The following is a 13,192-nucleotide window of genomic DNA, read 5'->3' on the forward strand; positions in this document are numbered from 1 at the left end:
CCAATCTGCGACGTAACATACTGAAAACAAAGATAAATCCTTTCAGAGACAATCAGCGACAATTGGCACGCAGAGATTGGTTGTGACAGACCGACTGACGGGTCGCGTACATATTGCCCACCCGAAATTTTCTGAGTACCGTCACAGTCAATGAGGCTAGTGACGGTCCTTTTTTGCCCCATAAGGCATTGAAGAAAAAAGGAATTTTCTGCCGAGAAGCCTCAAAATTGTACTGACGGTACTTTTTCAGGAGGCAATAGGCATGCTGACGGATGCCGCCATTAAGGCGCTGAGACCAAAACTGAAAATCTACAAGGTTGCAGACCGTGACGGCATGTACATCAGGGTCATGCCCAGTGGCGCGATCTCGTTTCGGCTGGACTACAGGCTGAATGGACGCCGTGAAACGGTCTATCTAGGCAGATATGGCAGAGACGGCATCTCGCTCGCGTTGGCCCGGGAGAAGTGCCTCGACGCGAAGCGCGCTGTTCGCGAGGGACGATCACCGGCCATCGAGAAGCAGCGCGAGAAGCGCCGCTTGAAAGAGGCCAAGAGTTTTGGCGAGTTCGGGCAGAAGTGGCTCACCGCCGCGCCGATGGCCGACAGTACGCGCGCCATGCGGCGCTCCATCTTCGAGCGAGAGCTGCTTCCGGCCTGGCGCAATCGACTCCTGACGGAGATCACGCCGGAAGATCTAAGAGCCCACTGCGGCAGCATCGTCGAACGTGGTGCTCCGGCGACCGCTATCCACGTTAGAGATATCTTGAAGCAGATCTACGGCTTCGCCATCCTGCACGGGGAGAAGGTGTCCAATCCGGCTGATGAAGTTGGGCCGGCGTCGATTGCCACGTTCGTGCCAAAGGATCGCTCGCTCTCGCCCTCGGAAATTCGTGTGATGCTGAAGCAGCTCGAGCACATCCCCACACTTCCCACGATCCGTTTGGGAATGCGGCTTTATCTGCTCACTATGGTGCGTAAAAGCGAGCTGCAGGACGCGGTGTGGGACGAGGTCGATTTTGAAAATGCAGTCTGGACGATCCCGAAAGAACGCATGAAGCGATCGAAGGCGCATAACGTCTACCTGTCACGCCAAGTGCTCGACATCATGATTGCCCTGAAGACCTGTGCAGGGAATTCCAGATACCTTCTTCCATCGCGGTACGATGCGGATGCTCCGATGTCGCGCGCTACCTTTAACCGCGTCACCTACGCGGTCGTCGAGCGAGCGAAGTCCGAGGGACTGCCTCTGGAGCCGTTTACGGTTCATGACCTGCGGCGAACGGGCTCGACGCTGTTGAATGAACTTGGTTTCAACAGCGATTGGATCGAGAAATGCCTGGCACACGAAGACGGGCGCTCGTCGCGTGGTGTCTACAACAAGGCCGAATATGAGGTGCAACGCCGCCACATGATGCAGGAATGGTCGGATATCGTCGATGCCTGGGTCGGTGGCAAGAAACATGTGCCGACACTGATCCCGCCGTCGATGCCGATCCTGGTGCCCGATCCGGCGCTTTGATTCCATACAAGGGTTGTATGCGCATCACGGATGTTCTGGCCCGAGGTTCGCCGAGTCCGTTTTTCCTGCTACGCATTAATATGAAACTTTGTGGCGCCGGTATTATCGCTGGACGATGATATGGTGAGGCGGTTGGGGACTCACTACTGCCAGGCATTAGTAAGCCACTTTTGTGATACCTGTTAACGGTTCCCTGGCTCGCACCAGGACCTTCGGCTGCACTCCGGCGCCCCCACATCGTACACGAAAGTCGAACCACGTTTGCCGGATCTGTCCAGGCCGCCGACTGGCTTCTGCTACCTACCTAAACGCACAGCAAGCTCCGCACGTTTTTTGCTCCTGATCATTATCGCCATCATGCCGCCGGCGTGATCGTGCCGACGTCACCATCAGTGATCTTCGGAGGGTTGATGGCTATCACAGATGTCCCGAATCTCGGGTTAGCAGCTTTCGACGTTCGCGACCGCTCAATCTGGTTTCATGGACGCCCACCTGAAGCTCACTGGGGCGTTGGATTTGCCAGTGGAATTTGCGGCTCCATGCGTCCGTCGCAGCGGCAGATATGCCGGAACGGATTGATCATCGACACCGTGGCGATCGTCCCCCTATGCTTACGGTATTTGTGCCCGATCTCGCGCTCTGACCGGAGAGGTTTTCCGTAAACGCACATCAGGAGGACTTGCTCGGGGGATCGGAACTGCCCTGCGAGCCTGTAGCCAGGCTTCTACTTCGGCCAGATCCCAAACCACGCACCGAGAGGTGAGAGCGAAGCGTCGTGGAAATTGCCCGCGCTGTTCCATTTCATAGATTGTGCTGTCGGCCAGAGGTACGATTTCGCGTAACTCCTTGCGGCGGATCGTCCGCTTTGTTCCACTCTTTCCGGGACCAGTCATGGCGCCATTCCTCCATCGCTAAGGATTGAAGCTTATGGTCTTCAGGGATGGAAATGGCGAAAGCCGGCAAGCGTATGCAGGGCGGCCATTTCGTACATATCGGCCGGTGAAGGTTAGCTGTGGCCCGGATCGACAATGCGTCATGCGCGGCGGATCGCTTCCTGCTCTGCGTTCAAATTAGCGAGCAGAGTTTCATATGGCGCCCTTCGCCGGGGGCGGTCGGTCCCGCATCCCGCCTCGCGGCGGCGCTATGCTGATGCTCCTTCGGCCGCCCTGTTGAACCGGTCTCAGGGCCACGAACCTGCTCCAGCACCGAACTGACTTATTCCCGCTGACGGACATTTCGGTGCTTCCGCCTTGTACGCCCTTTTTTACGTTGGTCGGGAGAGCAGGGGCTCTCCCGACGGAGAGTCAGAGGAGGGGCGGGTTTTTCGCGACAGGTTGAAAGCGGAAGGGGAGGCCTTCGGCGCTCGTCGCGGAGAACCGCGATGTCTGTCGGGCCAATCGAATCCATCCCGTCGCCGACCGGTCGAACCTCTACGACGAGATCATTGGCAAGATAATTGCCGAGCTGGAAGCGGGTCGTTTTCCTTGGGTTCAGCCATGGGGGACGTCCGCGGCCAAAGCGTCAATTTAACTGCCGCGGAATGCCAGCACGCATCGCACGTACAGCGGGATCAACGTGCTTATCCTCTGGGGTGCCGTCGTCGAACGCGGGTTCCCAACACAGAGTGGATAACCTATCGACAGGCTCGGCGGGAACCTCCGCAGAGGCGAGAACGGAACAACGGTCGTTTATGCTGATCGTTTTGTCCCGGATCATGAGAAGAAGCGTGCTCGCGAGACCGGCGAGGATGCTCTTGCCATCCCGTTCCTCAAGCGCTTCACCGTTTTTGGCCGATCCAGCACTTGTCCTGCCCCTTGCCTGGATTGACGCGCACGTTGCGATGCTAGCCTCTTCTCGCCAGCGCAATCCTTGGCGGGCGTGGTCGCCAAGCTCGCGGTCATCCTTCGGGAGGCGACTGACAACACCGACCTTCGCGGATTTCCGCTGCCGCATCCGCTCGGCCTTGGCCGATCTGCGGCGCCTCACGCATGAAGCGATAGGCGACCAGCCTCCCGGCTGGCCGCCGGCGATCAGTCGATCGGCGCGCTGTTCGAGCAGTCCGCGTCATCGTTCGCCGCCGGGCGCGCCTTCAGCGCATGGAGCCAGGGCAACGATGAGGCCTATCGCGCCTGGACGGACGCATTCAAGACACTGGCAAGCCAGTAGGCATCGCAAAAATCTCCACTTGATCGCTCAGCGCCGAGATCTCTCCGCGTCCATTCGTCAATGACGGAATCCAAGGATTTCGTCCAACGCCGCGTCCCTCTATCAAATCCTTGAGAAGGGAAGGATGCGGATGAAGCCGGATACATCGCAGTGGCGTGACCCACAAGCATATGCGTTCGTCAAAGCCGCCGCCGCCGATGTGATCGCCTGGGAGTTCCTGCGACGCAATCCCCAGTATCAGCAGGACTTCGCCGCCTCCCATTCCGCCAAGGCGATGCGAGCGTTGCGCAAGAGCTGGGGTTTACAGTTTCGCAGCCAGGCCTGATCAGTCCGCCGTCGAGCAGCCAGTCTATTGGGCACCTCAGATCGATCCTGGGGTCGTGAACCTTGTCGAGGTTCCGCCGGATCTGCGAGCGCGAGAGGGCATCGCCTCCGACGTCTCGCTGGCCGCGGGCCGGCATGACGAGGTGGGCCTTCACATGCGCTCTTCGCCGGTCGGAACGCAACTGGCGCTTCTCGACGACGCGAAGCCAGGCGAACCCCTTGCCGCCATCATCCCGCTCGACGACATGGCGCACGACAGGCTCCAGGCGATCGAGCGGTTCATCCGCTCTATCCATAGGCAACACGTTCCCGACGCCCGCTTAACTACGGCCCAGCGCCGGCGCCTAGGCCACATGCTGCGATGCCTTGATGGCCGCGCCCAGCAGGCATCCCATTTTGAAGTCGCGACCGCCTTGTTCGGTCCGCGGCTGGTCAGCGCCGCCGACTGGCATGACTCCACTTTTCGCTACCAGACGTATCGCCTCATGCGCGACGGGCTGAGGATGGTCGATCGCGGCTATCGCCAATTGCTGCGCGCGCGAAGGCGCCATCTCTGACGAGTGCCGTCGGTCGCGTTGTTCACTTTCTTGCGCTGTCTCCAGCCCAACGCTTACTCTCAATCCTGAAGCGGATGGCGGCTTTGCGCCTCATGTCGGCCGTTGAGCAGACCCAGGCCGCATCCCAAAAGCAGACATCCGAGCGAACAGGCGTGGGGCACGTTAAAGCGGACATTTCGCTGCTGATCACGTTGTAACGGTCAGACCCTAGGCATGCCTATAGGCCGCAGTGTTCGCTTCTGGGCGGCAATGCGGAAAGGCGCGTTGGCCGCCCCATAGCCGCGATAGCCGCGACGCTCGACGATCTCGAAGAAGAAACCTTCGCTGTAGGTCTGGCTGTAGAGCTGGAAGTAGTCGCCGCCCTCATCGCGATCGAAGAGGATGTTTCGGTCTCGCAACCGGCTGGCGAATTCCGGTTCGAGCCCGAGGCGTGCTTCGAGATCGTCGTAATAGTTCGGGGAAATCTCCAACGCATTGAAGCCGAGCTCGGTCAGGCGGTCAGCGGTCTGGAAGATATCGCGGCAGGAGAAGGCCAGATGCTGCACGCCCGAGCCAAAGCTCTCAGCGATAAAACGGCCGGCCAGCGTCCTGCGGTTCTCCGCACCGTTCAAAGTAAGCCGAAGCCCGCCATCATCGCTCTCCACGACCTGGCTGCGCACGACGCCGGCCGGATCGATGACATCCACCATGGGCAATTTTGCCGTCCTGAAGATCGATGTGTAAAAAAGCAGCCAGGTCAGCATCTCTTCATAGTTCATTGATTGAGCGAGGTGGTCGATTGCCGTCAGCCCGGCATCGTCGCTGGCGTCGGTGACCTGATCGAATTCGATCTCCCAGACTTTTGCCAACTCGCTCTTGCCGTCGATGAAGTAGATCACCCCGCCGCCAACCCCACGTATTGCCGGTATCGCCAGTTCATCAGGACCATGGCGCTGTTCAAAGGGCTCGGCGCCCAATGCGCGAGCGCGGGCCACGGTTGCGGCCGCATCGTCGACCTTCAGGCCGAACGCATAGGCAGAGGCGCCGTGAACGAGGTATGAGGAGTGCGCCAGCCCTTCCTTTTCGGTGTTTACGACAATGTTGATGGCGCCTTGGCGAAGCAGCACCACCTCCTTGTTCTTGTGGCGGCCAACCAGCGAGAACCCCATGGCACGCAGCAGCAGCACCAACTCTTCAGCCTCGGTCTCGTTTGCAGCGAACTCGACGAACTCGATGCCGCTGACCGCGACACGTTCCGGCAAAGCCGGAACGTCGATCGCGACGTCCGGCTCGGCGCGTGCAACCTGGTCCATGAGGTAGATCAGGGACCTGTGGCCATCGACCGCGATAGACCTGGGCGATCCACCGCGGAACTGGTCGTTGAATATTTCGAGCGACAACGGCCCGTCGTAGCCTGTTGCCGCAACCGCTCGCATGAAATCGACTACCGGCAGGTCACCTTCCCCCGGCATGTTGCGGAAATGGCGGCTCCAGTACAGCAGGTCCATGTCAATCAGCGGTGCATCGGCAAGCTGAACGATGAAAATGCGATCGCCGGGGATGGCGCGGATTGTCTCCACATCCACCCGTCGGGCCAAGGTGTGGAAGGAGTCAAGGATCAGTCCGATGTTGGGATGGTTCGCCCGCCTGACGATCTCCCAGGCGTCGCGATGATCGCTGATATGCCGGCCCCAGGCGAGCGCCTCGTAGCCGACGCGCATGCCTCGTTTCGCCGCCAACTCACCGAGTTCGCGGAAATCGTCAGCGGCACGATCGATGCCGCCCAGCGCCAGCGGCGATACGTTGGAACACACCAGCATCAGGTCCGTGCCGAGGTCCTGCATCAGGTCGAACTTGCGCTCCGCCCGATCGAAGGCGCGCGAACGTTGCGGTTCGGGCATTCCCTCGAAATCGCGGAAAGGCTGGAACAGCGTGATCTCCAGCCCATGATCCCTGATCATCCGCCCGACTTCGGCGGGGCTGCCGTCGAAGGCGAGAAAGTCATTCTCGAATATTTCCACCCCGTCGAAGCCGGCCGCTGCGATGGCCGCGAGCTTCTCGCGCAAATCGCCGCTGATCGACACGGTGGCGATGGAGGTCTTCAAGGCCCTGCCGCCTTCGATGCCGCAAGCAGGTCTGCGATCGCCCGAACTGCAACTGGATAGCCGCGCGGGCCCAGCCCTGCGATGACCGCCGTCGCGACCTTCGACACGTAGGAATGGTGATAGTGGGCCTCGCGCCGGTGAATGTTCGAGATGTGGAGTTCGACGATCGGGCCGGGAAACATTTTCAGCGCGTCGAGGATCGCAATCGACGTGAAAGAGAAGCCGGCCGGGTTGATGACGATCCCGGCTCCCTCGTCGATCGCTTCGTGGATCCAGTCGATGATCTGGCCTTCGCTGTTTGACTGATGGAAGCGGACGGGCGTGTCGCCGGCCGCATCGCGGCAGAAGGCCTCGATCTCGGCCAGCGTCGTCGTGCCGTAGATTTCCGGCTCGCGCTTGCCGAGGCGGTTCAGGTTCGGGCCGTTGATCACGTAGATAGGCTTCGTCATGATCGCTCCTTTGTCTTTCGATCAGCCCTGGTAACCCAGCAACCGGGGCAGCCAGAGCACGAGCTCCGGGAAAAAGGTTATGAGTGCCAGCGAAGCGATCATCGCCCACAGGAACGGCAGCACGTCGCGAACGATGTCCTTCAGGGGTACTTCGGCGATCCTGGTCATGATGAACAGCAGCAGACCGTATGGGGGCGTCACCAGGCCGAGCATGATGTTGACCACCACCATCACGCCGAAATGCACCATGTCGATGCCGAGCGCACGGGCCGTTGGGATCAAGACGGGCACGATCACGAGAAGAATCGTGGTGCCTTCGAGCACGCAGCCGAGCAGCAGCAGCAGGATATTGACCAGGATCAGGAAGCCGATGGGCGACAGATCCCAGCTTGTGAGAATGGCCTTGATCGATTCCGGGATGTTCTCGACCGTCACCACATAGTTGAAGACCAGGGCGCCGGCGATCAGCATGCCGATCGAGGCCGAGGTGCGCGCGCTGGCCAGCACGGAACGGTAGAAGTCGGCGAAGCTGACACTGCGGTAAAGGACGACCGAGATGACCAGAGCATAGGCCGCAGCCACGGCCGCCGCTTCGGTCGGCGTGGTGACGCCGGAGTAGATGCCGCCGAGCAGGACGACCGGCATCATGAGCGAGGGGAAGGCACGCCAGGTAATGCCCGGCAGTTCGCGCAGCGGTGTCGGCGCCTCGACCGGAAAGTTATTGCGCCGGGCCTGATAGGCCACGATCCCCATCTGCGCCGCTGCCATCAGCAGGCCGGGAATGACGCCGCCGAGGAACAGGTAGCCGATCGAGGCATCGGACACGAGCGCATAGATGACCATGGGGATCGACGGCGGGATGATCGGGCCGATGACCGCGGTTACGGCCGTCAGCGCTGCGGCGTAGCTCGGGGTGTACTTGCCGTCCTTGGTCATCATCATCTGCATCATCTTGCCGGTGCCGGCAGCATCGGCGATGGCCGATCCCGACATGCCCGCAAAGATGATGCTCTGGACGACGTTGACGTAGGCAAGGCCGCCCCGGAACCGGCCGACCACGGCATCGCAGAAGCGCAGCAGGCGCTCTGTCAGCGAGCCGATGTTCATCAGCTCCGCAGCCAGGATGAACAGCGGCACGGCAAGGATGATATAGTTGTTGTACATCCCGTTCAGGAGCTGTTCGGCAGCCGTCCCCATATCGAGCCCTGCCAGCAGCAGATAGAGGATCGAGCCGGCGATCATCGAGTGCCCGATCGGCAGCCCGAGGAAGGCAAGCGCGGTGATCGCGACGACCGAGATCGAGAATGGGCTGGCGAGATTCATACGCCTGACCCCGCCTTGGTGGGATCGAACTCCTTTGGCGCCTTGCCGAACACGGCCTGCCAGGAAAGCCAGAGGTAGCGGACAATGACGGCCACGACGAACAGGACGTAGATCGAGAACAGCCAGTCGAAGCGTATCTTCAGATAGGCGGTCTTTTCGACCCTCATGAACGTCACGTAGTCGAGCACGGCAGGAAACGAGAACGCGTAGAGCGTTATCAGCGATGCGGCAGCGATAAGGAACATGATGCGGCGAACACGCGGTGGGGCCGATGCGTAGAAGAGGTCGAAGCGGATCTCCTCCTCCTCGCGGACAACGAAGGCCGCACCCCACAGCACCAGCCAGATCCACAGGACCACGCTGATTTCGTTGGTCCAGCCGATGGGCATTTCGAGCAAATAGCGAAAGACGATCTGCAGCAGGAAGGCCGCGAACATTGCCGCCAGCATGACGGCGAGGACGTTCTCGGCGCGCCGGTATAGCCAGCGGCCAAGGTTTCGGAGCGAAGGTGTCACGCGGGCTTCTCCGCCTGTGAAAGCCAATTCTGCAACGAGGAGGCGCGGCGCAAGCAATGCCCGCCGCGCCTCCAGCTTAGAGCGCGTTGATCTTGTCGACCATGCCGACCGGCCAGTCCTTGGCGAGGTCCGACGACAGGTATTTCTCCTGAGCGTATTTGCGGAACGCAGCGATATCGGGCTCGTAGAGCTTGAGGCCCTTGCCCTTGAACAGCTCGATCAGCTCCTTCTCGCGCGCCAGGTGCTTTTGCGTGCTGAATTCGATGGCGGCGTCAGCGGCGGCCTGGAACTTCGCCTGCTTGTCGGCGCCCATCTCATCCCATACCTTCTTCGATACGGTCAGCAGATCGAAGCCGACCAGATGCGAGGTCAGCACGATCTGCGACATGACCTCGTAGAACTTCATGTTCTCGACGTTCGGCAGCGGATTATCCTGGCCATCGATCGCTCCCGTCTGCAGCCCGGTATAGACCTCGGCGTAGGCCATCGCGACGGGATTGGCGCCGAGCGCAGAGCCGAGGAACTGCCAGGCGTCGCCGCCCGGCATCCGCAGCTTGATGCCCGCCATGTCGGCCGGCGTGGTGATCTTCTTGTCCGGCTTGAGGCCGATCTGCCGGGCGCCGAAATAGGTCGGCCCGAGCACGCGCACGCCAAGCTGGTCCTCGGTCATCTTCTTCATCTCTGCGCCGAGATCGCCAGCGAAGAAGGTTTTCAGATGCGCAGCGTCGCGGAACAAATAGGCGGCGGTGACGATCGACCATGCCGGGATCTGCTTGGAGATATCCTGCGGTGCGATGTTGCCCATCTCGAGATTGCCGCGCTGCAGGGCGACGAGCTCGGTGCCTTGCTTGAACAAATTGCCGCCGTAGTAGCCCTCAAAGACGAAGTCGTCCTTGATCGAGTCGGCGAACATTTTCATCATGTCGGCGCGGATGTCCTGTTCGGAGAACACGGCCGAGAAGCGCAGCTTAGGCTTGTCCTGGGCGAGTGCCGGAAAGGCCGCCGTCGTGGCGAGCACGCCCGCCCCGACGAGGAGTTCCCGACGTGTGGCATTGAAGATCATGTTCTTTCCTCCCTATTGGCTATGTCCAAGTCCTTTGTCGGCTGGGTCACGGACGCTCCCAAAGGCGGCAAACGCCGCCTTCATCCGTTCAACATCGGGCGCAAGCCCGGTGAAAAGTTCAAAAGCCCGCACGGCCTGGAACACGGCCATGCCCTCGCCGCTGAGCGTACGACAACCCCGCTGCCGTGCCTGCCTGAGCAGTTCCGTTTCGAGCGGCAGGTAGACGATGTCGGCGACCCAGCACTCCGGTCGCAACAGATCGGCGGCGATCGGCATGCCGGGCAACTTTGCCATCCCGACCGGCGTTGCGTTGACGATGCCGTCGGCGCGCGCCGAGGCCTTGGCGAGATCCGAGACGACCTCCACCATTTGCGTGCCGCCAGACGACCTGAGCCGGGACGCCAGTGCTTCGGCCCGATCGGCCTGCAAGTCGGTTACCAGCAGCGTTTCGACGCCGCTTTCCAACAAGGCTTGCGCCACCGCGGCGCCGGCGCCGCCGGCTCCCAGCAGCAGAACCTGCCGACGCTTCTGTCCGGCCAGCCCATGACGAAAACTCTCCTTGAATCCCCATTTGTCGGTGTTGTGGCCGATGCGCCGGCCGCCCCGGAACACCACGGTATTGACCGAGCCAAGGATCTCTGCCGCCTCGGAAAGCTCGTCGAGCAGCGGGATGATTTCCTGTTTGTAGGGGAATGTGACGTTGAAGCCGGTGAAGCCGAAATGTTCGGCAAAGGTGATGAGATCGCCCAAGGGAGGTGCAGTCTCGCCCATCGTTTCGGTATCGAGCAGCGTATAAACGCAGGAGAGCCCCTGGGCACGGCCTTCCGCCTCGTGCATCGCGGGTGTCCGAGAAAGCTGGATTCCACGCCCGAGCAACCCGACCAATATACGGCGGGAACCGGGAGACGTCTCCCATTTTCCCGCAGTGGTGGTGGCTGACAAGGCCAAACGATCCTCCCAAATCGAACTGGAGGCAACTTTGTACCAACCAGTTAATTCCGTCAACAGCTTTGTACTATTCGGTTAATTTGCTAGACTCAGGTGCCGATGCCACGATTGCGAAGAGCGGATGTGAGTGACGAGATGGTGCTGAACGAGAAGGCGGCGGCGGCGGGCGGCCGTAGTGGGTGGAAGCAGGATCCCGCCGGCGTTCAAAAGAACATACTCGCGGTGGCGATGGCCGAGTTTGCCGCAAACGGCCTTTCCGGCGCGCGCATCGACGAGATCGCGGCAAAGACACATACGTCAAAGCGGATGATCTACTACTATTTCGGTGACAAGGAACGGCTCTACGGCCGGGTCCTTGAGGAAGCCTACCGGCAGGTGCGAACCGGCGAGGAGGAGCTGGAGCTTGATCACCTGCCGCCGGTCGAGGCACTCAAGCGGCTCGCCGAGTTCACCTTCGACCACCATAGCCGCCATCCGGATTTCATCAGGATCGTGATGATCGAAAACATCCATCATGGCGTGTATCTCGAACAGTCTGAGTTGATCAGGCTGTTGAATGCGGGGGCTATTCAAAAGCTTGAGGCGATTTGCCGGCGCGGGCGCGCGGATGGCCTTTTCCGTGACGACGTGTCCCCACTCGAACTGCACTGGCACATCAGCGCGTCAAGCTTCTTCAACGTCTCCAACCAAGCCACCTTTTCGCGCATTTTTGGCAGTACGCTCTACACCGTGGACGGGCAGCGCTCGCTGCGAGATCATTTGGTGGAAATGGTCGTCGGCCTTGCGCTGAAACAAGCCGGACGCCTATATGCTTCGCCGGAATGTAGGGGAGCCACAATGGCCTACACTGTCATCTGGTATGGAAGACAGGGCATCATCGACAAGATGACTTTCGACGCCGAGAAGGTCGCGAAAGACTATGCAATCTCCATGTTCCAGACCCGAAAGGGCGACGATGGGATTGTGTCCGTTGAAGTTCGCAAGGACGACGGCGCTGTCGTCTTCAGCCACGCGGAGAATTAGGAAGGCCCGCGTCTCGCGCGGYCTGGCGCACAAGCCATTTGGCGGCTCTTCGCGGCGGGCCTTGCCCTGCTTCTGCTGGTCGCGTGTTCGCTTGTTGCAAACCCCGAAACATAAGCCGTTTGAAAATGCGAAGGGAAAAAGCCCGCTGCCTGGGCGGGTGGGCTGTTGGGRCGGCAGCGGGCTTCGTTGCTAGGCAACATCGAGACCATGAGCCGGCGCTAATGCGGAAGACCTTAACGGAACCCGGACAATTTTACCGATCGGCCCGTCGYCTGTGGATACTGGGCAAACGCTGTGTGGCGACCGTCTATTGCCGCTCGGTGCACCGGTCGGGCTGGAGTCCGGAGTRTAGATCGACCCTACTCTCTTGCCGCCACACTTGGCACATTTCAGCTTCGGAATAAGGTCATTATTGCCGGTGGGGTCGGGCCCGAACCGACCAGCCGCTCGACATAGCGCGGGCTGATGACCCTACAATCCTTCTTGCCGTCGCAGCATTCATAGCCGGTGACCCGATCATGGTAGCCGGAATACCAGTTACGAGCGACGGCAAGCGCGATCAAAAAGAGGTTCATGTCACCCTAGTCATAACATGGCGACTGGGTGGCAGGCCAACAACCTACTCGCTCGCTTGCCGGGCCGCCTGCTGAATGAAAAACCTCGCCGCTCCATTCGCGAAGCGGCGAGGCCCCAACCGCCCCAATTGCCGGCCCCAACACCCGGCGCTTCTGACACTGCAAATCTGGTGCCAGCGGCAATGATCCATTGTGGGGCAGGGTCACCGCGCGTTAGTTGTTGTCGTTCCGTGCCGAGCCTCACCAGCGCGCTTCGGCCGGCTGCTGTCCTCCTGCAGGGAAGCGCGCGCGTGTCCTGGCGCGTCCCTGTGGCTGTTCTTAGGCTATAAAATGCGCCGGCAAGCCCGCGCACTAAATGTGGTTGTCCAACAAGAGGGCAAGCTTTCTGGCTGCGGCGCTTTCTACAATCAGTTCCTCTAGACCATTGTCGCCGACGCGCGATTTGTTGACGCGACGCCTGATTACACGGAGCGCTTCAGATATCGAATCTGCGATAGTCGTCGCGTGACAATTCAGATGTCGGCCCAAACAGCCAGATCGACGAGCTCCTGCCCTGGACCTATATCCGCACCCCCAAGCTGAGGACCCACATTTCGCGATAGCAGAAGTCGGGGTCGGAAATCAGGCGCTCCGGTTCTTCTCCGAC

At 60.5% G+C, this 13,192-nt stretch carries 11 protein-coding genes and 2 pseudogenes; 5 read left to right on the top strand and 8 right to left on the bottom strand.

Annotated elements, in window-relative coordinates:
- The first annotated feature begins 262 nt into the window (after positions 1–262).
- Positions 263–1,519 carry a tyrosine-type recombinase/integrase gene (locus AC1D1N_RS24035; RefSeq protein ID WP_436258391.1) on the top strand — a complete coding sequence of 419 codons (1,257 nt, stop codon included), beginning with the start codon at positions 263–265 and terminating at the stop codon, positions 1,517–1,519.
- A 611-nt stretch (positions 1,520–2,130) separates the two neighbouring features.
- Here the strand turns inward: AC1D1N_RS24035 and AC1D1N_RS24040 are convergent.
- Positions 2,131–2,412 (bottom strand): helix-turn-helix transcriptional regulator, encoded by a 282-nt coding sequence (locus AC1D1N_RS24040; protein WP_436258392.1) that lies wholly within the window; start codon positions 2,410–2,412, stop codon positions 2,131–2,133.
- A gap of 508 nt (positions 2,413–2,920) precedes the next feature.
- On the opposite strand from AC1D1N_RS24040, the pseudogene AC1D1N_RS24045 reads away from it, so the two are divergent.
- The 3 genes and pseudogenes from AC1D1N_RS24045 (at position 2,921) to AC1D1N_RS24055 (ending at position 4,566) form a co-directional block, all read left to right on the top strand.
- Positions 2,921–3,346, top strand: a pseudogene (locus AC1D1N_RS24045) (ArdC-like ssDNA-binding domain-containing protein).
- Between the two features lie 469 nt (positions 3,347–3,815).
- A complete protein-coding gene (locus AC1D1N_RS24050) occupies positions 3,816–4,010 on the top strand; it encodes a transcriptional regulator domain-containing protein (RefSeq protein WP_436258393.1) in 195 nt (64 codons plus the stop codon).
- A gap of 55 nt (positions 4,011–4,065) precedes the next feature.
- Complete coding sequence (locus AC1D1N_RS24055; RefSeq protein ID WP_436258394.1) at positions 4,066–4,566, top strand: DUF2285 domain-containing protein; 501 nt, start codon at positions 4,066–4,068, stop codon at positions 4,564–4,566.
- Between the two features lie 200 nt (positions 4,567–4,766).
- On the opposite strand, the gene AC1D1N_RS24060 is transcribed toward AC1D1N_RS24055, so the two are convergent.
- The 6 genes from AC1D1N_RS24060 to AC1D1N_RS24085 all read right to left on the bottom strand — a co-directional run bounded on the left by AC1D1N_RS24060 (position 4,767) and on the right by AC1D1N_RS24085 (position 11,005).
- Positions 4,767–6,650, bottom strand: a complete 1,884-nt coding sequence (locus tag AC1D1N_RS24060) for a bifunctional sugar phosphate isomerase/epimerase/4-hydroxyphenylpyruvate dioxygenase family protein (RefSeq protein ID WP_477351478.1) — start codon at positions 6,648–6,650, stop codon at positions 4,767–4,769.
- Positions 6,647–7,099, bottom strand: a complete 453-nt coding sequence (locus AC1D1N_RS24065) for a type II 3-dehydroquinate dehydratase (RefSeq protein ID WP_477351479.1) — start codon at positions 7,097–7,099, stop codon at positions 6,647–6,649. Before AC1D1N_RS24065 ends, AC1D1N_RS24060 begins: the two co-directional genes overlap by 4 nt.
- Positions 7,100–7,120: 21 nt before the next feature.
- The gene (locus tag AC1D1N_RS24070; protein ID WP_436258397.1) at positions 7,121–8,422 is read right to left on the bottom strand and encodes a TRAP transporter large permease; all 1,302 of its coding nucleotides are present in this window, start codon (positions 8,420–8,422) and stop codon (positions 7,121–7,123) included.
- On the bottom strand, positions 8,419–8,937 hold the full coding sequence (locus AC1D1N_RS24075) for a TRAP transporter small permease (RefSeq protein ID WP_436258398.1): 519 nt from the start codon (positions 8,935–8,937) through the stop codon (positions 8,419–8,421). The genes AC1D1N_RS24070 and AC1D1N_RS24075 overlap by 4 nt, the downstream gene beginning before the upstream one ends.
- A 76-nt stretch (positions 8,938–9,013) precedes the next feature.
- On the bottom strand, positions 9,014–10,000 hold the full coding sequence (gene dctP / locus AC1D1N_RS24080) for a TRAP transporter substrate-binding protein DctP (RefSeq protein ID WP_112564471.1): 987 nt from the start codon (positions 9,998–10,000) through the stop codon (positions 9,014–9,016).
- Positions 10,001–10,012: 12 nt separating this feature from the next.
- Positions 10,013–11,005, bottom strand: a complete 993-nt coding sequence (locus AC1D1N_RS24085; RefSeq protein ID WP_436258399.1) for a shikimate dehydrogenase — start codon at positions 11,003–11,005, stop codon at positions 10,013–10,015.
- 78 nt (positions 11,006–11,083) lie between these two features.
- Between AC1D1N_RS24085 and AC1D1N_RS24090 the strand changes: the two are divergent.
- Positions 11,084–11,740, top strand: a pseudogene (locus AC1D1N_RS24090) (TetR/AcrR family transcriptional regulator); the annotation flags it as partial.
- Positions 11,741–12,360: 620 nt separating this feature from the next.
- Here AC1D1N_RS24090 and AC1D1N_RS24095 read toward each other — a convergent pair.
- Positions 12,361–12,546 (bottom strand): hypothetical protein, encoded by a 186-nt coding sequence (locus AC1D1N_RS24095; RefSeq protein ID WP_436258400.1) that lies wholly within the window; start codon positions 12,544–12,546, stop codon positions 12,361–12,363.
- Positions 12,547–13,192: the final 646 nt, after the last annotated feature.

It is taken from the genome of Mesorhizobium sp. P2_B5 (assembly GCF_056404775.1).

Coding starts and splice junctions, on each gene's coding strand:
- AC1D1N_RS24070 (WP_436258397.1), bottom strand. CDS start 8,422: ATGAATCTCGCCAGCCCATTCTCGATCTCGGTCGTCGCGATCACCGCG.
- AC1D1N_RS24065 (WP_477351479.1), bottom strand. CDS start 7,099: ATGACGAAGCCTATCTACGTGATCAACGGCCCGAACCTGAACCGCCTC.
- AC1D1N_RS24040 (WP_436258392.1), bottom strand. CDS start 2,412: ATGACTGGTCCCGGAAAGAGTGGAACAAAGCGGACGATCCGCCGCAAG.
- AC1D1N_RS24050 (WP_436258393.1), top strand. CDS start 3,816: ATGAAGCCGGATACATCGCAGTGGCGTGACCCACAAGCATATGCGTTC.
- dctP (WP_112564471.1), bottom strand. CDS start 10,000: ATGATCTTCAATGCCACACGTCGGGAACTCCTCGTCGGGGCGGGCGTG.
- AC1D1N_RS24095 (WP_436258400.1), bottom strand. CDS start 12,546: ATGAACCTCTTTTTGATCGCGCTTGCCGTCGCTCGTAACTGGTATTCC.
- AC1D1N_RS24035 (WP_436258391.1), top strand. CDS start 263: ATGCTGACGGATGCCGCCATTAAGGCGCTGAGACCAAAACTGAAAATC.